Here is a 20339-nt window from a genome sequence, read left to right on the forward strand (position 1 = left end):
GCCAACACCAACGCCGACCGTGACGCCAACACCAACGCCGACCGTGACGCCAACACCAACGCCGACCGTGACACCAACACCAACGCCGACCGTGACACCAACACCAACGCCGATCGTGACGCCAACACCAACGCCGACCGTGACGCCAACACCAACGCCGACCGTGACGCCAACACCAACGCCGACCGTGACGCCAACACCAACGCCGACACCGTCGCCGGAAGTAACGCCAACGCCAACACCGTCGCCGGAAGTAACGCCAACACCGACACCGTCGTCGGAAGTGACGCCAACACCGACATCGTCGTCGGAAGTAACACCAACACCGGCACCGTCGTCAGAAGTAACGCCAACACCGACGCCAACGCCGGAGCCTCCGGTGTTCCCGACACCAACACCATCATTTGTAATTGGCACTATCATTGTTAATGATGATCCTGTGCCGCTGGGCCCTGTAGCTTCGTCGACTCCAGTACTAGTACCAACACCAACACCGTCGAGCAATACAGAGGTACTTGTTGATGAGGAGGAGATTCCATTAGGACCAGTATTGACAGTAACACCAACGCCGTCACCAGAGGATATTGCTGTAGTGGATGATACAATCCCGCTAGGTAATCCACCTGTTGATGAACTTCCAAAAACGGGAGAATCAAGTTCAGTCCCTTATTATGTAACTGGTCTAGGTTTTGCACTTATTGGATTGCTAATGAGAAATAGATTCTCGAGCAAGAAATAATAAACGGTGATTGTAGCTTGAATACAAGTTATGCCGTGAAGAATAGTAAAGCCGCTTTCGGGACATATTCCGAGGGCGGTTTTCTTTTGTTATGATTGTTATATTTTGGCGCATTCTAAGTAGATGTTATACTGATTTACAACGGATATGAGGAAAGGACGGGGAAGATGAATTGGTATGGTTCTTCATTAGCGCTGTCATCGTCATAGGAGCTCTGATCTATGCGGGCTTTTTCTTTTATGGAATTGCTATTAAACGAGCACCGAAGGAATTCCTGAGTAATAATCGTGATTTGAAGGTTGATCCCCCGGTTGCCGGGGCTTCTTGGGGTGAGGGGAAGGATTGGATCTCCAGTCAGAGCTTTGAGAATGTGGAGATTACATCTGAGGACGGGCTACAACTAAGAGGGTACTTGCTCCTTTCGGATCGTGCTGAAGGTCGTACGGCGATTCTAGCTCACGGTTATTCTGGAAAAGGGAAGGATATGGGGGCGTACGCCAAAATCTATTACGAGAGACTGGGCTTTAATATCCTGATTCCCGATGCCAGGGGACATGGGGAAAGCGCTGGGGATTATATTGGTTTTGGATGGCATGAGCGCAAGGATTATTTGCAGTGGATTGATTATATAATTGAAAAGACTGGGCCCAGTGCTCAAGTTGTACTACATGGGGTCTCTATGGGTGGTGCTACAGTGCTAATGACCTCAGGCGAAAATCTCCCGTCGCAGGTCAAAGCTATTGTCTCGGACTGCGCTTACAGCTCAGTTAAAGCACAATTAGCCTACCAACTACGGCGTATGTATCGCTTGCCAAGTTTCCCTTTTATTCAAAGTGCGAGTCTTATTACTCGTTTGAAAGCAGGGTATGGGTTTAGTGAAGCGTCTGCCTTGAAACAGGTGCGGAAGGCGAAGGTGCCGATTCTTTTTATTCATGGGGATGCCGATAATTTTGTACCATATAGTATGATGAATGAATTGTATGAGTCATGTCAGAGTCCCAAAGAGAAGTTCGTAGTGCCGCAAGCAGGGCATGGGTTAGCTTACGATATGGATAAGACGGGGTATATAAACGTAGTAACAGCTTTTGTGAATCAGTATGTAAATTAGATGCCCTGAACGTAGACAGCGCCCGATATCCGCTAGGTAGCGGTTATCGGGCGCCTATATTTTTCCACACATGGCATGTGTCCTTATGTAAGGTTCGTACAGCCATGCTTTTTCGTTATATTCATCCCCCGCCGTTCGTGAGTAACGGGTGTCTTAATTCCTTGTTATTTCCAGCAGCCGTGTGGCGAGAATAATCCTTCCAATACGACAAAAGCCCTACCTCTCTTTTGCCCTTGCGGCTCCATTGACCGCGCCAGTGTGAATCGGAATGCTATATTTCGAATTTAGTCTCATAAAAAGGAAAGTTTCTGCAAGAAAACATGAAGCCTCTGTGTCCAAATTGCCGAAGTGTAAAATAGTCGGCCTGACATCTTCTTGATGGGGATATTCAATATATCGAAAAACAAATACGATATAAATATAACACAGTATTGTTTAAAAGGCAAATATAATAATGAATTCCAAGATAAGGGTTGTTTGATTTAGAAGGGGAACAAGCAGAGCAAGAGAAAGCGTTTGATTTGAATATATCGTATGCTGGATTATTTGTGGATTAATTCGGAAAAGCTAGAAAGCCAGAGTAAATGGGGCTGTGGGGGTTATTTTGCGTGCCTATTTTGTGAACTGGTCTCTAAAACTTACATTAAACCCCAACATTGATTGAAGGATTGAGGGTAGACCGTTATAATTAATAAGTCTGGATTTTAATTAAAAAATAAGGGAGATTTTTATGAAACGCGCAGATGTGTGGTTGATTTCCATCGTGTTAATTGCTGCGCTCGCTTTTCTCGCACCGAGATGGTTTTCGGACAATGATGATAAAGGTGGGGCCGGTAAAAATCTCGTAGCCAATGTAACGGTGGACGGCGAGTTATTTAAAACGGTAAAGCTTACAAAAGAAGAACAAACCATTGAGGTTCGTACCGAACGTGGCTATAACCTCTTGAAGGTGCATGATTACGGGATTGAAATGTACGATGCCGACTGCCCGGATCAAGTATGCCTAGGTTTTGGTTTTATTACCCTGCCCAAACAGACGATTGTCTGTCTACCGCATAGAGTATTAGTGGAAATCACAAGTGCGTCGGGGGAGGATGATATAGATGCCTATGTCCAGTAGTGAATCTGCAACAGCTTTAAAAAGAACGGTAATTATTGCGATTTTCGCCGCAGTGGCAGTAGTGCTTAGTCTAATAGAAGCGCAGATTCCGTTGTCAGGAATGGGACTGGTGCCGGGTGCTAAACTAGGATTAGCTAACATCATGATTTTGACTTGTATTTACTTTTTACGTGGACGGGACGCATTCCTGCTTGTCATCCTCAAAACGTTGCTTACTGCATTTTTGCTAGGTACTTTTTCAAGCTTACTATTCAGTTTATTCGGTTCGCTGTTTAGCTTTGTTGTAATGTTCGTGTTAATGCTGATTAGTGGCAAAGGCAAGAGTATAAGCTTGATCGGCATTAGTATAGCTGGTGGGATTGCACATAATATCGGTCAGCTGCTGGCAGCTTCTATGGTATTCTCATCCCTTAGTATTTTTTATTATCTTCCCATGCTGCTAATCACTGGAGTAGTAACAGGAATTGCCGTGGGCTATGCAGTCCGTTATTTGGTGGCTTCATTGTCAAAAATATCGTTGTTTGAAGAGTTTTTGGACTGATTAGTCACATCAGCGGAAGGATGACTAACATGAATGAATCATATGAAGGTCAAGGATTAGAGGGAGAAGGACAAGCTATCATCTCTCTGGATGGGGTATCGTTTGGTTATGATCCTGAGCATCCGATTCTTCAAAATATAACGTTATCTATTTCTCAGGGACAATGGGTTAGCTTGGTTGGTCCCAATGGCTGCGGGAAGTCTACGCTAGTTAAGCTACTAAATGCTTTGCTGCCTAAGAGTGCTGGCGAGATTGTGGTTAGTGGTATGCAACTGAGTGAGGAAACGATCGGAAGCATTCGGCAATGCATCGGTATGGTGTTCCAAAATCCAGATAATCAGTTTATTGGAGCCACTGTAGAGGAAGATATCTTATTCGGCCTGGAAGGGCTTTGTTTGTCGTACGCAGAGATGGCTGAGCGGCTACAGGCTTATACGACGAGGCTGGGAATAAATCATCTGCTGTCCAAACACCCAGGTGAGCTGTCTGGAGGCCAAAAGCAGCGTGTCGCTATCGCCTCCATTCTTGCTATGGAACCAGGCATCGTCATTTTTGACGAGGCCTCTTCTATGTTGGATGAAGGAAGCAGAAATGATCTTCTTGGTATTTTGCAGGATATGCGAGCGGAAGGAAATTATACGATCCTTATGATTACGCATGATGCAGATGAGATTTTGGCATCGGATCGGGTGCTTGCGCTGCATGGAGGTGGTTTAGCTGCTGATGTTACACCGGCGGAATTGTTCCGGAACGAGGAGCTTCTGCAAAAATGCCATCTGTGTGAGCCGTATCCTTGGCGCCTTGCACGCGAGCTGCAGAATCAGGGCATCCATGTGGATGTTCCTGCCAGTGAAAAGGAGCTTATAGACACGTTATGGCCATAGAATTACAGCAAGTAAGTTATTCCTATGCTGACCGAAGCCTATGGAAGCTGACGGCGCTCCGCGACATTAACCTCAGTGTTCCAACAGGCTCTATGGTTGGTATTGCTGGGGCGACAGGCTCTGGTAAATCGACACTGCTGCAGTTGTTTAACGGGATACTGAAACCAACGGAGGGTACGGTAAAAGTACTCGATGTAACCATCCAGGCGGGGGAGAAATCACCTAAGCTGATGCCGCTGCGCCGTAGAGTCGGATTGGTATTTCAATTTCCAGAGCAGCAAATGTTTGAAGATACGGTCGAAAAGGATCTTATCTTCGGTCCTCTTAACTTCGGCATGAGCCTCGAAGAGGCAAAGGCACGCGCAAGACAGGCCATGCTAGATATGGGGTTGGATCTGGCACTGCTAGAGCGGAATCCTTTTAAATTGAGCGGTGGGCAAATGCGTAAGGCAGCTATCGCCTCCGTACTAGCTATGAATCCTGAAGTCATCGTTCTGGATGAACCGACGGCTACGCTTGATCCCATCAGCCGTGCAGAACTAATCCACTTGCTGGAGCGTTTATGCCGTGAGCAGGGGAGAACGATCATCGTCGTCACGCATCGGATGGATGAGTTATTACCTTACGCGGACAACTGGCTTGTCCTTAAAGAGGGCAGTACGGCATTTCAAGGCAGCGTAAAAGCGCTGGCAGATGACCCTTCGATTCTGGAACAGTGTGGCTTGACGGTTCCGCAGTCCCTTCGTTACTGGCGTGCAGTAGCTGATCGCTTTGGTCTTACGGATGAAGCTCCTCGCTTAACGGCAGAGAGCTTAGCAGAGCTAATCGCTTCGCTGCCATCTGGAACAGGCAACTCTAGCGAGCAGCACGAAGGAAAGAGGGATGGCCATGAATGAGAAGCTAATCATAGGGCGCAGTATTGAGACCGGTTCATGGGTGCATAAGCTAGATGCTCGTGCCAAAATCACCGGAATGCTATTATACGTAGCTGTTATCCTGCTCTCCCGTTCGTGGATGGCTATGGCGCTGCTGGCTATTTTCTCAATAGCGGTTATGGCTTCCACTCGGATTCCGCTTAAATACTTCCTGAAAGCAGCTAAACCTTTACGGTATTTAATGCTATTTATCTTTATCGTACAGCTGCTGTCTGTGAAGACAGGTGAGGCGGTGCTGACGCTTGGTTCGTGGTCCATTTATGAGGGAGGGCTAAGATTAGGCGCATTTTCGGTCATCCGCATGTTCTTTCTGATCACTTTCACGGCGTTACTTACATTCACCACAACGCCGGGTAAGCTGAATCAAGGGCTGGAGGGGATTTTGGCTCCATTCAAAAAGTTTGGCTTGAAGCCCGACCGTATCACACTGATGATCAGCATTTCCCTTCGTTTCATACCTACGATTCTAGATGAATCGCAGATTATCATGAAAGCGCAGGCCTCACGGGGTGCTGATCTGAAAGAGCTACCTTTAAAGGAAAAGGGGCGAATGTTAGTGTCCTTGCTGGTTCCGATTATCGCTAGTGCGTTTAGGCGTGCGCAGGATCTGGTATATTCCATGGAAGCTCGTGGCTTTCGTATGGATGCTCCGCGTAGTCAGTATCACCGCCTAAGGTGGGGCATATTCGATACTATTTTTATTACTATGTTTATTGTAATGGGGATTGCAGTAGCTTTGGTGTAAAGTACAACTTGTATGGAGAGTATCAACTTGGGAGGGAACTTGAATGGCACGTTATTTTAATGGTAGAGAGATTGAATTATTAGCACCCGCAGGAACGTTTGAGATTTTCAAGGAAGTGATCCAGGCACGATGTGATGCAGTTTATTTTGGTGGACCTGTATTGAATATGAGAATGATGCGTAAAGGATATAATCTGTCTCATGAGGAGATCGTAGAGGCACTAGATATTGCTCACCGTCTAGACAAAAAAGTGTATATCACAGTGAATAACCTATTTAGTGAAGAAGATGTGGAAGAGGCTAAAGAATATTTGCGTTTCCTTGATGGTGCTCGTCCCGATGCCTTGATTGTTCAGGATATGGCAGTGCTGGAGCTAATTCGCGAGATGGAGCTTAATCTTCCTATTCACTCTTCGGTCATGATGAATGTTCACAATCTGGAAATGATCTACGCATTGCGTGATCTGGGTGTAAGTCGTGTGGTTACTTCGCGGGAAATGGATTTGCAGACAGCTAAGCTGCTAGGTCAGCGGAGTGGGATGGAACTGGAGTATTTTATTCACGGGGATATGTGCTCCGTTCACGGTGCGAATTGTTATTTCAGCTCCCATGTATTCGGTATGAGCAGTAACCGTGGGAAATGTATGAAGCCATGCCGCTGGGATTATCGGGTTAAAAAAGACGGGTATGTATATCCGGCCGAATACCCCCTAGCTGTAAAAGATATGTTCATGTATGAGCATCTTCCGGAATTGATTGAATCAGGGATTACCTCCTTCAAAATAGAGGGCCGCATGCGGGATAAGGAGTTTATGGTGATGCTGGCGAATAGCTACGGCGAAGCCATTGACCGGTATATCGATGATCCGATTGGCTTTGATCGTACGGTAGATACGAAAGAGCTTCATAACAACCGTAAACGTGACTTTTCGACGGCGTATGCCTTCGGCAAACCAGGACTGACTAACATTAACCGTCGTTATGAAGGAACTGGTAAATTCTATAGCACTGGAAAAGTATTCAGTACACCAACTGCAGAGCGTGAGCTGTCTGAGAAACGAGTTGAGCAGTTGCGGGAAAGATTGGCTGAGGTCGAGCAACCGCAAAAGACAAAAGCCAAGTTAGCTGTACGTGTGAATAATATGGAACAGGCACGGATGGTCTTAGAGCTTGGTGTAGATAGCCTGTACTTGCCAGGGGATGTATTTGAACCAGATAAACCTTTTACAAAGCGTGACATCAAGGAACTGGGTGAGCTAAAGGGCGATAGCAAAATCTACTTGGGTTTACCACGGATGATGACCGAGCTGCATTTTGATCAATATGATCAATTGCTTGGCGGAGAACGCTTGCCGATTGACGGTATTATCGTTACAAATTTAGGAGCTATTCGTCGTTATAACAATACAGGTTATCCGCTAATTGGGGACAGTAACTTAAATGTATACAATCATCTTTCAGCGCAATTATATGCTAACTTAGGTTTAACTCAGCTTTCGGTATCGCCAGAAATGACGCTAGAGCATTTTGCTACCTTTGCCTCTCGTTGCAAAACGCCTTTGGAAGTTGTTGTTCATGGTACACCTGCACTAATGTATATGGAACATGATCTTTATGAGAATACGGAGTTAATGGAGCCTATTGCTGAAGAGGATAATCAATATGTACACAATAATGTATTGGTACTAAAGACAGACCAAGGCGAGAATCCGGTATATCGTGATCAGCACGGCCGTTGCCATCTTTTATTCGCAAAAGAGCTTTGCTATTTACCTTTGTTGAGTGAGATGAGTGGACTAGGTATATCAAGCTTCCGTATTGAAGGAGCAACCTATAGCGTCGAACAGCTACGTGAAATTATTGTTTCTTATCAACAGGCAATCAACCGATCTGATATCGGGGATGACATGCTGGGCGGCCTTAAGCCGGTCTATGCTGGTTATACTTTGGGCTCGCTACAGTTCAACTAATTGTATTTTAATGGGAACTAAATATCGCCTAGTGATAGGGCGGTGCACAGGACTCTATGAATAAGTTACTATTTTCACAAAAAGGAGAGAACCCTTCATGGAACAACAAGACTTCATCGGAAGAGAAGCAGTAGCAGCCAAACGTAAGCAATATTTCTATCCTTGTACACAGCATTTTTACCGTGATGCACCTCAGCTTGTTCGTGGTTCAATGCAGTTTGTTTATGATGAAAAAGGAAAGTCCTATACGGATTTCTTCGCTGGCGTATCCGTAGTCGCATGTGGTCACTGTAATCCGGCCATAACAGTACGCACGATTGAACAACTGCAGCAGCTGCAGCATACGACAACCATCTATCTAACTCAACCGAGTGTAGATTTGGCAGAGCGTTTGGAAGAGGTTATGCCGGGTGGGCTACGACGGACCTTCTTTGTTAACAGTGGCTCTGAAGCTAATGAGGGAGCTCTGCTGCTCGCTCGGATGTATACGGGACGTAAAGGGTTTATAGCGCTGGAGAGTGGCCTGCATGGCCGTACCAATCTAACTATGAGTGTGACAGGCCTGCCTATGTGGCGTACCGATAAATACTTGGATCATGACGTTGAGTTTATTCCTCGCCCTTATCATCCGGATTTATCGCTGGAGGAAGCGGCATCGTTATCCCTGGAATCGCTAGAGCGGGTGCTTGAAGAGAAGGGGAATACTATCGCTGCCATGATCGTAGAGCCAATCCAAGGCAACGGCGGAATGATTATGCCAACCCGAACCTACTTCCGTGATGTAAAAGCATTGTTAGAGAGATACGGTGTACTCCTAATCGCTGATGAAATCCAAACTGGATTTGGACGTACTGGTAAAATGTTTGCTATGGAGCATTTTGACGTTGTACCCGATATTATAAGTATGGCCAAAGCACTCGGTAACGGAATTCCAGTTGCAGCCTTCGCTACAACCGATGAGATTGCCCTTGCCCTAAACCGTCCTTCAGCTTCCACATTTGGGGGGAATCCGGTATCTGCTGCAACGGCGCTGGCTGTGCTTGATTATATTCGAGATGAACGGCTTCCTGAACGCTCGGTACAGCTCGGAGAACGATTGAAGGCAGGTTTGAAGGCTTTGCAAGCTCGTTATCCTTCGATGATAGTTGATGTGCGGGGAACTGGACTAATGCTGGGTGCGGAGCTAACGGGTGTAGATGCTGAGGGTGCAGCGGCACTTACAGATCAAGTGCTGGAGGCGATGAAGGACCGAGGTTATCTAATCGGTAAAAATGGCATAGGACGCAATGTACTAGCCTTCCAGCCACCGATGATTATTACAGAAGAAGATATCGACGGGATGCTTGACGTCCTGAACGAAGTTCTTGCGGAGCTTAATGACTAATACAATGAATTTCAAGTAGCGAAGAAAGAGGAAAACGAATGGCTATTCTAAACATTTTTAAAACTGCAGGCCTAAAGCTTAAAATGTTCAGCGAACTGGTGATGTTCTCTCATACACTTTTTTCGCTGCCATTTGCCATTATCTCGATGGTGTGGGCCGCTGGGGGCTGGCCATCAGGACATGTGATGATCTGGGGATTGATTGCATTGATAGGCGCCCGTAATGGCGCCAATGCATTCAATCGGCTGGCGGACCGTACGTTCGATGAACAGAATCCTCGTACGGCACATCGACATCTGCCTCAACGCTTACTGGCGGAAAAAGAAGTTGTTGTCTTTGTTATTGTCAACTATGCCATTTTCATTGTGGCTTCAGGCATGCTTAATTTGCTCTGCTTGATCTTGTCACCGGTGGCTATCGTATTGATATCAACCTATTCCTACACGAAGCGGTTTACCTTTCTCAGTCATTTATATTTAGGATTTGTTATTGCTTCTGCACCGATTGGCGCATGGTTCGCTGTAACCGGAAATATCGCATTTACACCGTTTGTTATCGGTACTGTTGTTATGCTGTGGATTGCCGGATTTGATATTATTTACGGCACTCAGGATATTGACTTTGATCGGCGGCATGGTCTATGGTCTATTCCTAGCTTTTTCGGTCTAGAGAACGCGCTGCGCATTGCAAAAGGTCTACATTTCATCATGATTATGCTGCTATTGTTCTTATATCTATGGCGTGATCTCGGCTGGATGTATCTGGTGGGAATTGGGATTGCGACGCTGCTCCTGATGACCGAGCATAAGATTATAAAACCATCGAATCGTAAGCTGATGAAGGTGGCCTCTTATAATCTGAATCAGGTGATCAGCATAGTGATTTTATTGTGTACGCTGATTGATTTTTTTTATGTTAGCTAGGAGCGTTGAGCGTTGAGTGTGGTTAGGAAGCTGCACTGCGTGGAATGTTGGACTTTCGATCGCTGTTATTCTCGGATTTCTTTGATTTGAACCGGCTGTCTGCGGTAGAAATCCGAGAATAAAGGCGAGCGCTACGCTTCTACAGTTCCAAAATTCCACTCCGTTCCGTCCTAACCAATGGCGCATTGCCTCCAAGCTAACAACAAAAGACAACAGCCTACCCAAAAGAGGGTAGGCAATGGGATCGGAAAGCTGGCTACGCGGCTTTCCTTTTTTGTTTTTGTGGACATCTGCGAGGGGGGCTAGAGCCGTGTGAGAGGGCTGAACTAATCCAAGGTAGACTTATAGGGAAAAACTCCCTATATTTCCGAGCTTAAGTGACTTTCGATCTTGTTATAGGGAAAGTCTCCCTCTAAATTGGCTGATTGGTCTATAAACCATGCGAATTTAGGTTTTTAGAGGGAGGAATTCCCTATAATCGTGGAATTCAAGTGATTATTAGCTAATTAGAGGGAGGAATTCCCTATATAGTAACGTCAAATCCTAAGAGACTATTCTCCAAGAGCTAAACACGCTCACGGGCGCTGCGCTACGTTCGGCTTGTTTAGCAAGCACACAAAAAAACGGATACCAACCCAATTAAATGGGTGGTATCCGTTTTTGATTGTCCTTAGCGATCACGGTCGGCAAAATATTGCAGCAGTGTATCCAGATCGGCATGCGCCGGATAGGAGGAGAGCTGCTGCACAATCGCTCCAGCCTTATCTAGGTAGTTCTGGCTGAACTGTTCTGCGCGAGCTAAGGCATCGCTTCTCTTAATAAGGGCAAGCACATGTGCCACCTCAGCATCGGAAGAATCAGGGCCGATTGAACGAATCACAGGCGAAAGCTTTGGATCCTGTAATGCATAAAGCACTGGCAGGGTAACCTGACCATGACGCAGATCGCTGCCGGCGGGCTTACCCAGCACAGCCTCAGACTGCGTGAAATCCAGCAGGTCATCTTGTATTTGAAAAGACATGCCTAAGGCTTCGCCAAAGGTATACAGAAGGTTGGCCACTTCCTCTGAGCTTTCGGTGGATAATGCACCCACACGTAAGCAGGTGGCCATAAGAAGAGCTGTTTTGTTTAAGGACTTCTCAAGATATTGTTCCATTGTAATCTCATAATCAAAAGCATGTTCCATTTGCTGATACTCACCTAGACAGAGCTGAGCAGTAGCTACAGAAGATAAGTCATGAACATATTTGTTTTTGTCTCCGGTATATTTGCTTAACAGTTCGATAACCCGAGCGGACATATAATTGCCAATATGCACAGCTGATAGTGTGCCCGTCTTAGTATGTAGGGCGGGTTTGCCCCGCCGTAACTCAGAATCGTCAATGATATCATCATGAATTAATGAGGCAACATGAATAAATTCAGCGGCAGCAGCTAATTGAAGCGCTCTTCGACCCGTATCCTTTCGGCCAAAACGGCTGCCAACAATGACCATAAGAGGACGGAGGCGTTTACCTCCAGAATTTATAAGCTCAAGAACACTCTGCCCGAGTTGTGATTTCTTAGGAACATCCTTATCTCGTGCCACAAGATTTACGATTTCACGATTAATTTCATCTATGTCTATGTTTAAGGCCTCATGCAGCTTCATCTTATAGATCCCACCTGTCAAATGGCTTTGCTTGTGCGACTGCGCTGTCTGCACTCTTGAATCAAGAACTGTTCGATTCCAGCCGCCGGATCATGTTCCGCGAAGTCTCCATTTGACCGTCTAATTTGCATTTTTTTGATCGAAGGAGCTAGATAAGCAACTAGGTCGAGCTCACGGCATTTCACCGCAAACTGAAGGTAAAAGCTGTACAAATAATCTCCATCCAAAATGTTGCGTGTAAGGTCGGGATGATGTGGGATACATTCCATATGGCGCTCAGCTGCCAAAGTGAGAATAGTGTAAATACCCAGCAAATTGACTTTGCGGTTGTATTCCAGATCATGGCGTTCTAGTACCGAGATTAGCTGCTCACATGCAGCCGGAGAGGGATTAAGCTCAATTCCGGCAATAGGTGACATTTCAGTATGCAACAACCGGAGGGTATCTTCTATGAGTTGTTTGTTCACAAGATTCTCTCCTTCTTGTCGGTTTTGCCGGAAGAAACCATACCCCTGATCATCCCTACAAAACCATTCATTAAAGAATAAATTGACCATTTCCTGATATTAGGAAGATTATTTTCTTCTTGTAAATAAGGAGAGTAATGTGTCCTAGGGACACATTACTCTGAAGTACATCCATATTTAGCTTAATGCCATGCAATCTACATATTTTCTTTGAAATAAATTACACGAACTCAGGGCTTTATAATCAGTCGGTGTATAGATACCATCGTCTGACGATCGGAACTCTCTTCCAATGTTTCTTAAGCCAAGGAAGTACATAGTAATCTAGGCCAAATGTGCTGCCCGATCCGCCGATGCAGGCGATACCCGCACCAACATACCATAACATTTCTGTAGAAGCCATTTTGGTCGACCAGATCATGACGGACATGGCTATCGTCGCTATAGAAGCAATAGCTGTGAACAGACCAACGATAAGCATAATACCGAACACGATTTCTGCACATACCATACCGATTTGGAACCATTTCGCGAGGAATGTATAACTTCCGTCGTTGTTGTAGAACATCAAATCCATGAACCAGTTTGTAATATTATAAACGAAGCCAGGAACTGGCAATGCTTCAACCGCTTCTTTTGCAGTGGATACTGCTGAAGCTGCAGATTGTGCATCTACTGTTGTTTTAACTGCATCCACCGCTACGCTGGCTGCTGATGAAGCATCCGTTGCAAAAGGAGCGGCTGGAATTAGGAATATCTTGTTTGGATCTACCCAAATTTTCCGTAGCTTATCTATACCTTCATATAACCACATTCCACCAAGCAGCATGCGAAGCGGAACGAGCCAGAAGTTAGGTGAACGCTTGGAGAAGTGTCCGCCCAAGAAGCTCTTACGGTTCTCAACATGGAAGAACTCATGCATCATGTAAGTCCAAACTTTATTGAAGCCTACAACCTGAGACAGGTAGAACATATTGATAAAGTGTTTGGATAACATTGCCATAAAACCAGTAAGCATAAAGAACTTGCCTGGCAAACCAACGTTTGCTACACCGTAGCGGCTACCGATGGATACCATAGTACCGTGGAAACCTGGTTTGTATGCTTTTTTAGCAGTGTTCTGAATGTCAGCTGCAATGTTACCAGCAACGATCGGAGCTGCTTGTTCAGCATTCTCAACCATTTGTGGTACAGGACGAGTTTCACCTTCAGGAATGAAGAAAATGTTGTCCCCTACTACATATACGTTCTTATGATCTACACTTTCAAGGTTCTCATTCGTAACAATACGTTTGCGTCCTTGTTGTTGTACTTCAAGTCCACCCACGATTTCAGAACCTTCAACACCTGCAGTCCAAACAATGGTTTGTGAAGCGACAACATTTTTCTCACCAAGGGCAACACTACCTTCGCCTACTTCAGTGATCTTGGCGCCTGTTACAATTTCCACGTTCAGCTTGCGAAGGTGAGCTTCGGCTTTTTGAATCAGCTTATCTGGAAGGATAGGCAGAATCTTCGGAGCCATATCAGCCACAATCAATCTTACTTCGGATGGGTCGATATAGAACTCCTTGCACAATTCCTCGCGTTGCTCAGCCATTTCCCCAACAAGCTCAACACCTGTAAAGCCGGCACCAATGATAACGAAAGTTAACATTGCACGGCGTACAGTTGGATTTTTCTCCATAGCGGCTTTGGTATACATGTCGCGGATTTGACGTTTCAATGCTACCGCATCATCGTAAGACCAGAAGGAGAAGGTATTCTCTTCTGCACCTGGAATGCCGAAGAAGGTTGGTTTGCTACCTGTACCGATTACAAGGTAATCGTACGCATAGGTAGTTTTATTGGATTTGAGTTTCTTACCCTTGAAATCAATATTGCTGATTTCGTCAAGAACAACATTCACTTTAAGTCCAGCAAAGATTTTCTTTAGATCGATCTTGATTGAATCCTCTGGAGCACGGTTCGCGGCAACCTCATGCAGCTCAGTCAATAGAGTGTGATATGGATTCCGGTCGATCAGTGTGATTTCAACATCTTTGTTTTTCTTAAATTTCTTTGCCAGTTTCTTAGCCGTGAGTACGCCGCCGTAGCCGCCGCCCAAAATGACTATTTTTTTCAAAAGAAATTCACCTCATTCGTCTGATTAACTGCAGAAGGTTATGCGAAATTATTTCGCGCCTTCGAGTGCTTTTTCAGCAAGTGTAAAATATTCACCAACATGAATACTCACGCCGGAAATTGCATCAGTTTTACCTTCAGCTGTAAGTTCTGGAGCAGTACCTTTTTCAAGATAGTATTGCTCAACTTTTGCGATCTCTTCATGCCATTCAGCAGAAGCGCCGCCAGCTTTCATACCGTATTTACCATCGACGGAGAATTGTTTCTTGTCGTCGCCAGCAGCATTTACGCCACTGAATTTAACAGCAACAACATTACCGTTAGCAACAGTCAAGTCAACAGTGGATTTCCAACCGGAGTCTTTATCCATTTCGCCTTCAGCATGGTAACCTCCGTCTTTGTATTGACCAGCTTCAACAGGTCCAGCAGCCAGAGCAGCTTGAGCAGCTTTTACAAAGTCAGATACGTGTACAGATACACCGGAGATAGCATCAGTTTTCCCCTCAGCGTCTAAAGTTATAGCTGCTGGATCTTGTTTTTCAATCAAGAAAGCTTCAGCTTTTGCTGCTTGCTCGTGCCATTCAGAAGAAGCACCACCAGCTTTCATGCCATATTTACCATCTTCGGAAACTTTTTTCTTCAGATCGCCAGCAGTGTTTACGTTAAAAGCATCCCAGTCAGCCTTAGTGATCTTTCCACCTTCTACAGTTAGGAGTGCGAAATATTGCCAGCCAGTTTTAGCGTCCACATCAGCAGTAGCGTAATAAGTTCCGTCTTTGTACGTAGCCGCTTCAGTTCCAGTGTTAGTGGAATTAGTTGCTGTACTGTTTTCTGTTGGAGCATTAGTAGCCGCCGGTGTGTTGTCTGTGTTGTTACCGCAACCTGCAAGCAAACTACCTAAGATAAGGGCAGTCGACAAGATTACTGTTGTTTTTTTCATTTGTTATGACCTCCAAAAATATAGTTTAAAATATATATATTAAAATGTAAAACATTTTAATAGTAATGCGAAGTGATAAAAATCACTTTATAAATGATATTTGTCACTTTAATCTTGGGGTGAAGAGCCAAACTCTAACAGTATCATGACATATATCGGCATACGATAGAAAAAAATTTAATGATGTTGTTTCATCTCCGAGGGCATTCTAGCACATAGAGCAAATAACTCATGTGAAAAAAATCACTTAAAAAATTAAATGTTTAATTTATACATTGATTGTATCAAATTTTAAAGGATTTGAATACCTTTTTTTAAACTATTATTTGACAAATTGTGACTTTCTATAGATTAGGTAAGATTCATGGCGAATAGGACAGGGTAATGTAACGATAACACAGGATAGTATTCTACCCTACTTAATTCAGCTAAGGAGATGAGCATATAATGGACAACAATGTGTTTAAAGGAAAATGGAAACAGCTCAAAGGTGAGGCCAAAAAGCAATGGGGCAAGCTTACAGATGACGATCTTGATGTGATTGATGGTGAAAAGGATAAGTTGGTAGGTAAACTACAAGAGCGTTATGGCCATTCGAAAGAAGACGCGGAAAAAGAGTATCAAAGCTGGGGACGTTCCTACCGCGATTAATTCAAAATAGCTTATATTCTCAGTGCCCAAATATAAAATGCATAGGAAGAGCGCAAATCGTATACGATTTGCGCTCTTCCTATGCAACAATTAGGTGTGCGAAGGTTAAGCTATGGTATTATTGTGAGATGAAATCTGTAATTTATCTTGTGCAGGCAGGAGCAAAACTATGGGGTATCTTAAAATATTTTTCGGGAATACCGCAATTCTTATAGCCGTGGCCTATTTGGCTAATCTGATCTATAAACATACCATTTCAAATGCAAGTGTAGGAATAAAGAAGGCTAGCTGGGTGATCCTGGCGATCTTTGCTGGTTGGATCAGTACTCTTTTTGGTTATAATCTGGACGACCATGTGATCTTTGATTTGCGGTTTGTACCCTTAATCATCTCGACGCTGGCGTATCCTAGACCCATCACACTTATATTGATCGGTATAGGGACGGGGCTTACAAGGTTAACTTTTGGAGTGACAGAGGCAGCAGTTGCAGGAATGCTAAATCTTTTTATTTTGGGAGTTATTTGCGCGGCGCTTAGCTACTGGGTCAGACACTCAACCCTCAGTATTGTGAATCAAGGTCTGATCGTTATTCTAATCGTTAATCTTATGAATGCCATAAACATTATGGCGTTAGGCGTTATCCCTGTGGAAGAGTACATAAGAGAGATTATGCCAATTACGTTCCCTGCGGGGCTAATTTTAAGTATTTTGTTCTCATTAATTATCCGTGATTTTCAACTCGGTCTTCTAAGGAATGAGCAGATCCAGCATGCTAACGAGCAGTTGTCTGCTCAGACTGAAGAATTACATAAGAACAAGCTTGATCTTGAAGAGCGTGCTAATCAGTTAATGATGGCATCTCAATTCAAATCGGAATTTCTCGCCAATATGTCACATGAGCTTAGAACTCCATTGAATAGCATCATTAATCTATCGCAATTAATTGAAGAAAATGATGATTTGCTTACGGAAGCAGAAATAAGAGAGTATGCAGCCATTATCCATCGTTCGGGTGATGAATTATTGATGATCATCAGCGACATTTTGGATTTATCCAAGGTGGAGGCAGGTCGATTAGATATTATAAATGAAGAATTAAATGTTAGCGAGATCCCAGATTTGCTGGCAATGCAGTTCGCTGTGACGGCCAAACAAAAAGGACTGGCTTTTAATATCTCCATGGATGAGAATGTCCCTCCAATGATTCATTCCGATCCACATCGCGTACAGCAGATTTTGCGTAATTTGCTCTCAAATGCTTTTAAATTTACAAAGACAGGTTTCGTATCGCTGCATATCCACGAGCAGGAAGGTGGGGAAGGGGATGCCGTGCAACATTGGCTTGTATTTGATGTGGAGGATAGTGGCATAGGAATCGCACCGGAGAAGCATGCCATGATCTTTGAAGCCTTTCAACAGGCAGACAGAACGACTAGCCGGAAATATGGTGGAACAGGACTAGGACTTTCTATTAGTAATGACTTGGCCAGATTGCTCGGCGGGTTCATTTCTCTGGAGAGTAAGGAAGAGAAGGGGAGTCGATTTTCGCTTTATTTGCCCCTTGAAGTGGATAGTGAGTAAAACTCCAATATTATTTGGTGATTTGGCGTATTGACAGTAGATTGATGCGGAGTAGAATGAAGCCAATGCCGCATCAAAGGAGTGTTACCGCCTCTATGGACAACATGGAAAATAAGCATAAGGTTACGGTTTCAAAACGTGTTCGTAAACCTTCAGTGCATCGCAGAAATTTGCGTATAGCTACGCTGGAAGGTGTGCCGTCAACTATTTTTCAGGTACTGCTGCAAGGGCAGTTCCTAACAGGATTTCTACTATATTTAGGAGCTTCCTCTAGTCAAATTGGATTTGTGCTAGCGCTTACTACATTAGTTAATGTGGCACAGATTGGGGTAGCTTTTCTGATTCAGAAGCTGCCAAGTCGCAAATGGGCTATGGTTACTTTTATCGGTCTGCATAGGATACTTTGGGGTTCTACGGGACTAATCCCGTTTATTTTTCCTAAAGAATATTGGGTCATCGCATTTATTGCTTTATATACTACTGCTTTTATTGCCAATACTGCTGGTGGTGTGTTGTGGAGCTCAGTGATTAGTGATCTAGTTCCCGCACGGGTACGTGGACGTTATTTTGGGATTCGTAACACGGTCCTGAATGCACTTGGAAGTTTGGTTATGTATGGCGGAGGTATTATTCTGGACCGTTATCCCGGGGGTCATGGTTTTCTGATTCTATATATTGTTGTGTGGATCTTCTCGATATCGAATGTCGTAGTATTCTTTTTTTATCCGGATGTACCGTTCGAGAAATCAGAAGAGCATAAATTTTTGCCCATGTTTAAGAAACCGCTTAAAGATACATTATTTATGAAGTCAACCTTGTTTCTGGCTGCTTGGCTGTTGTTGCAGAACCTAACGGTTCCGCTATACTCTTATGTCATGTTGCAGTTACTTCATATTAATTATGAAACGTTGTCATTGCTTAATGTGTCCCAGACCGTGTTTATGATGGCTAGCTTCTACGTTTGGGGCAATCTAAATGCGAAATACAGCAATAAGCGACTGTTATTCTTTACTTTGCCGATTATTGCACTGTCCTCATTGATGTGGGGACTCTTGTCTGTGATGCCGATGCTGGTGGTCTTATTTGCGGCCCATATCGTTTTTGGTGTTGGTGTAGGCGGTTTCAACCAGCTGGCCTTTAACTTTATTATTGGAGACACGCCGAAAAAAGAACGGCCGATGTATATGGCCACATATGCGGCGCTTACCGGGTTATCATCCTTTTTTGGTCCGCTTATTGGCGGTCAGCTCTATGAAAAAATTGCGCACTGGCCGCAATGGACTCAGGTATACGGTATGCAGCTAGTGGTAGGGACGCTTATGATTGCACTTGCGTTTCTGCTAGGTCGTCGTATTCTAAAGGACGAATAGAAGTAAAAGGGGGTTATTCCTTGTTAAGAATAGCGATGGTATTAGGTGCCACCGGATTGGTAGGCAAAGCGGTTACGGAGGAATTGTTAAATCGTGATAGCTGGGAAGAAGTAAGGGTGCTTGTACGGACACCGTTAGCCATAGAACATCCTAAGCTTAAACAAATCGTTGTAGATTGGGAGAACCTAAGAAACTATACAGAGTCGTTCGAAGGGGTACATTCCATCTTCTGTTGTTTAGGAACTACGATAAAAAAGGCGGGTTCACAAGAAAAGTTTGAACGAGTCGATCTACACTATCCGCTTGATGCTGCAGCCATAGCAAGAGAACAGGGTGTTAAACAGTTTTTGGTCGTCTCTTCAATAGGGGCAAAGGCGAAGTCGCGTAATTTCTACAGTCGGACTAAGGGAAGAGCGGAAGAAGGTTTAACCGCTATTGGATTTCAAGGTATGCATATATTTCGCCCCTCCTTGCTACTAGGCCAACGTGAAGAATTCAGATTAGGGGAAAGAGTCGGAGCCAGTTTGATGAAAGCGCTGGACTTTGTAATGGTGGGTAAGGCGGCTAAATATCGTGCAATACCTGGTACGACAGTCGCAAGAGCTATGGTTAACATTGCGTCTGCGGATACCCATGGATTACATATTTATACGAATGAAGTGATACATGTGATTGGGAAACGCTAAGCTTTCTGGGTCTCTAATAAATTTGCATTAAGATGAGAACAGGACTTACAATGGACAATAAATGATCAGCGCATAATGGAGAGGGGTAGTAAGATGAGCAAAAAACAAGTAGCTACAACAAAAGCACCCGGAGCAATCGGTCCTTATAGTCAAGCTATAACCACGGGTAGCTGGGTATACACTTCAGGACAACTTGGTCTGAATCCGGAAACGGGTAGTTTGGTTGAGGGTGTACAAGAACAAGCGCGTCAAGCGCTTAACAATGTACAAGCCATTCTTGAGGAAGCTGGTGCAACACTAGACCATGTAGTAAAGACAACTGTATTCTTAAAGGATATGAATGATTTCGCGGCCGTTAATGAGGTTTATAGCACCTTCTTTAAAGAACCTTATCCTGCCCGCAGTGCTATTGAGGTTGCGCGTCTGCCTAAAGACGGACTTGTTGAGATTGAAGCGGTAGCTCGTAAGAAATAAGGAGTTATCCTTTGCACTTTTATTATTTTACCAAAATGGCAGGCTA

At 44.5% G+C, this 20339-nt stretch carries 19 protein-coding genes; 15 read left to right on the forward strand and 4 right to left on the reverse strand.

The window, feature by feature from the left end:
- The 10 genes from ACQKMP_RS19625 to ACQKMP_RS19670 form a co-directional block, all read left to right on the forward strand.
- A partial coding sequence (locus ACQKMP_RS19625; RefSeq protein ID WP_427470538.1) for an LPXTG cell wall anchor domain-containing protein occupies positions 1-739 on the forward strand: 739 nt, incomplete at its 5' end.
- 172 nt (positions 740-911) lie between these two features.
- Positions 912-1847: an alpha/beta hydrolase gene (locus ACQKMP_RS19630; RefSeq protein ID WP_339244521.1), complete on the forward strand. Its 936-nt coding sequence runs from the start codon at positions 912-914 to the stop codon at positions 1845-1847.
- A 730-nt stretch (positions 1848-2577) separates the two neighbouring features.
- A complete protein-coding gene (locus ACQKMP_RS19635; protein WP_042184493.1) occupies positions 2578-2967 on the forward strand; it encodes a NusG domain II-containing protein in 390 nt (129 codons plus the stop codon).
- The gene (locus ACQKMP_RS19640; RefSeq protein ID WP_042123757.1) at positions 2951-3508 is read left to right on the forward strand and encodes a Gx transporter family protein; all 558 of its coding nucleotides are present in this window, start codon (positions 2951-2953) and stop codon (positions 3506-3508) included. Before ACQKMP_RS19635 ends, ACQKMP_RS19640 begins: the two co-directional genes overlap by 17 nt.
- 29 nt (positions 3509-3537) lie before the next feature.
- A complete protein-coding gene (locus ACQKMP_RS19645; RefSeq protein WP_427470541.1) occupies positions 3538-4392 on the forward strand; it encodes an ATP-binding cassette domain-containing protein in 855 nt (284 codons plus the stop codon).
- The gene (locus tag ACQKMP_RS19650) at positions 4383-5288 is read left to right on the forward strand and encodes an ATP-binding cassette domain-containing protein (RefSeq protein ID WP_427470543.1); all 906 of its coding nucleotides are present in this window, start codon (positions 4383-4385) and stop codon (positions 5286-5288) included. Before ACQKMP_RS19645 ends, ACQKMP_RS19650 begins: the two co-directional genes overlap by 10 nt.
- Complete coding sequence (locus ACQKMP_RS19655) at positions 5281-6072, forward strand: energy-coupling factor transporter transmembrane component T family protein (protein ID WP_042184497.1); 792 nt, start codon at positions 5281-5283, stop codon at positions 6070-6072. Before ACQKMP_RS19650 ends, ACQKMP_RS19655 begins: the two co-directional genes overlap by 8 nt.
- A gap of 43 nt (positions 6073-6115) precedes the next feature.
- The gene (locus ACQKMP_RS19660; protein WP_379424954.1) at positions 6116-8041 is read left to right on the forward strand and encodes a peptidase U32 family protein; all 1926 of its coding nucleotides are present in this window, start codon (positions 6116-6118) and stop codon (positions 8039-8041) included.
- A gap of 97 nt (positions 8042-8138) precedes the next feature.
- Positions 8139-9425, forward strand: coding sequence for an aspartate aminotransferase family protein (locus ACQKMP_RS19665; RefSeq protein ID WP_042184501.1), 1287 nt, complete (start codon positions 8139-8141; stop codon positions 9423-9425).
- A gap of 38 nt (positions 9426-9463) precedes the next feature.
- On the forward strand, positions 9464-10348 hold the full coding sequence (locus tag ACQKMP_RS19670) for a UbiA-like polyprenyltransferase (RefSeq protein ID WP_076285942.1): 885 nt from the start codon (positions 9464-9466) through the stop codon (positions 10346-10348).
- A 670-nt stretch (positions 10349-11018) separates the two neighbouring features.
- On the opposite strand, the gene ACQKMP_RS19675 is transcribed toward ACQKMP_RS19670, so the two are convergent.
- The 4 genes from ACQKMP_RS19675 to ACQKMP_RS19690 all read right to left on the reverse strand — a co-directional run bounded on the left by ACQKMP_RS19675 (position 11019) and on the right by ACQKMP_RS19690 (position 15530).
- Positions 11019-11999 carry a polyprenyl synthetase family protein gene (locus ACQKMP_RS19675; RefSeq protein ID WP_149644609.1) on the reverse strand — a complete coding sequence of 327 codons (981 nt, stop codon included), beginning with the start codon at positions 11997-11999 and terminating at the stop codon, positions 11019-11021.
- Positions 12000-12016: 17 nt separating this feature from the next.
- Complete coding sequence (locus ACQKMP_RS19680) at positions 12017-12466, reverse strand: hypothetical protein (protein WP_042184507.1); 450 nt, start codon at positions 12464-12466, stop codon at positions 12017-12019.
- Positions 12467-12710: 244 nt separating this feature from the next.
- Positions 12711-14591: an FAD-dependent oxidoreductase gene (locus tag ACQKMP_RS19685; protein WP_042184509.1), complete on the reverse strand. Its 1881-nt coding sequence runs from the start codon at positions 14589-14591 to the stop codon at positions 12711-12713.
- Positions 14592-14639: 48 nt separating this feature from the next.
- On the reverse strand, positions 14640-15530 hold the full coding sequence (locus ACQKMP_RS19690) for a hypothetical protein (protein ID WP_042184511.1): 891 nt from the start codon (positions 15528-15530) through the stop codon (positions 14640-14642).
- Positions 15531-15977: 447 nt separating this feature from the next.
- Between ACQKMP_RS19690 and ACQKMP_RS19695 the strand changes: the two genes are divergently transcribed.
- From ACQKMP_RS19695 to ACQKMP_RS19715, 5 genes are all read left to right on the forward strand, one after another.
- A complete protein-coding gene (locus ACQKMP_RS19695; RefSeq protein WP_042184513.1) occupies positions 15978-16181 on the forward strand; it encodes a CsbD family protein in 204 nt (67 codons plus the stop codon).
- Between the two features lie 169 nt (positions 16182-16350).
- Positions 16351-17763 carry an ATP-binding protein gene (locus ACQKMP_RS19700; protein WP_427470547.1) on the forward strand — a complete coding sequence of 471 codons (1413 nt, stop codon included), beginning with the start codon at positions 16351-16353 and terminating at the stop codon, positions 17761-17763.
- Positions 17764-17858: 95 nt separating this feature from the next.
- Entirely contained in the window at positions 17859-19133 is a 1275-nt protein-coding gene (locus tag ACQKMP_RS19705; protein WP_081382976.1) for an MFS transporter, read from the forward strand.
- Positions 19134-19153: 20 nt separating this feature from the next.
- On the forward strand, positions 19154-19819 hold the full coding sequence (locus ACQKMP_RS19710) for an oxidoreductase (protein ID WP_427470549.1): 666 nt from the start codon (positions 19154-19156) through the stop codon (positions 19817-19819).
- Between the two features lie 93 nt (positions 19820-19912).
- On the forward strand, positions 19913-20293 hold the full coding sequence (locus ACQKMP_RS19715; RefSeq protein ID WP_427470551.1) for a RidA family protein: 381 nt from the start codon (positions 19913-19915) through the stop codon (positions 20291-20293).
- The last annotated feature ends 46 nt before the right edge of the window (positions 20294-20339 follow it).

Source organism: Paenibacillus sp. NPDC101420 (genome assembly GCF_050277435.1).
GTDB lineage: Bacteria > Bacillota > Bacilli > Paenibacillales > Paenibacillaceae > Paenibacillus_AQ.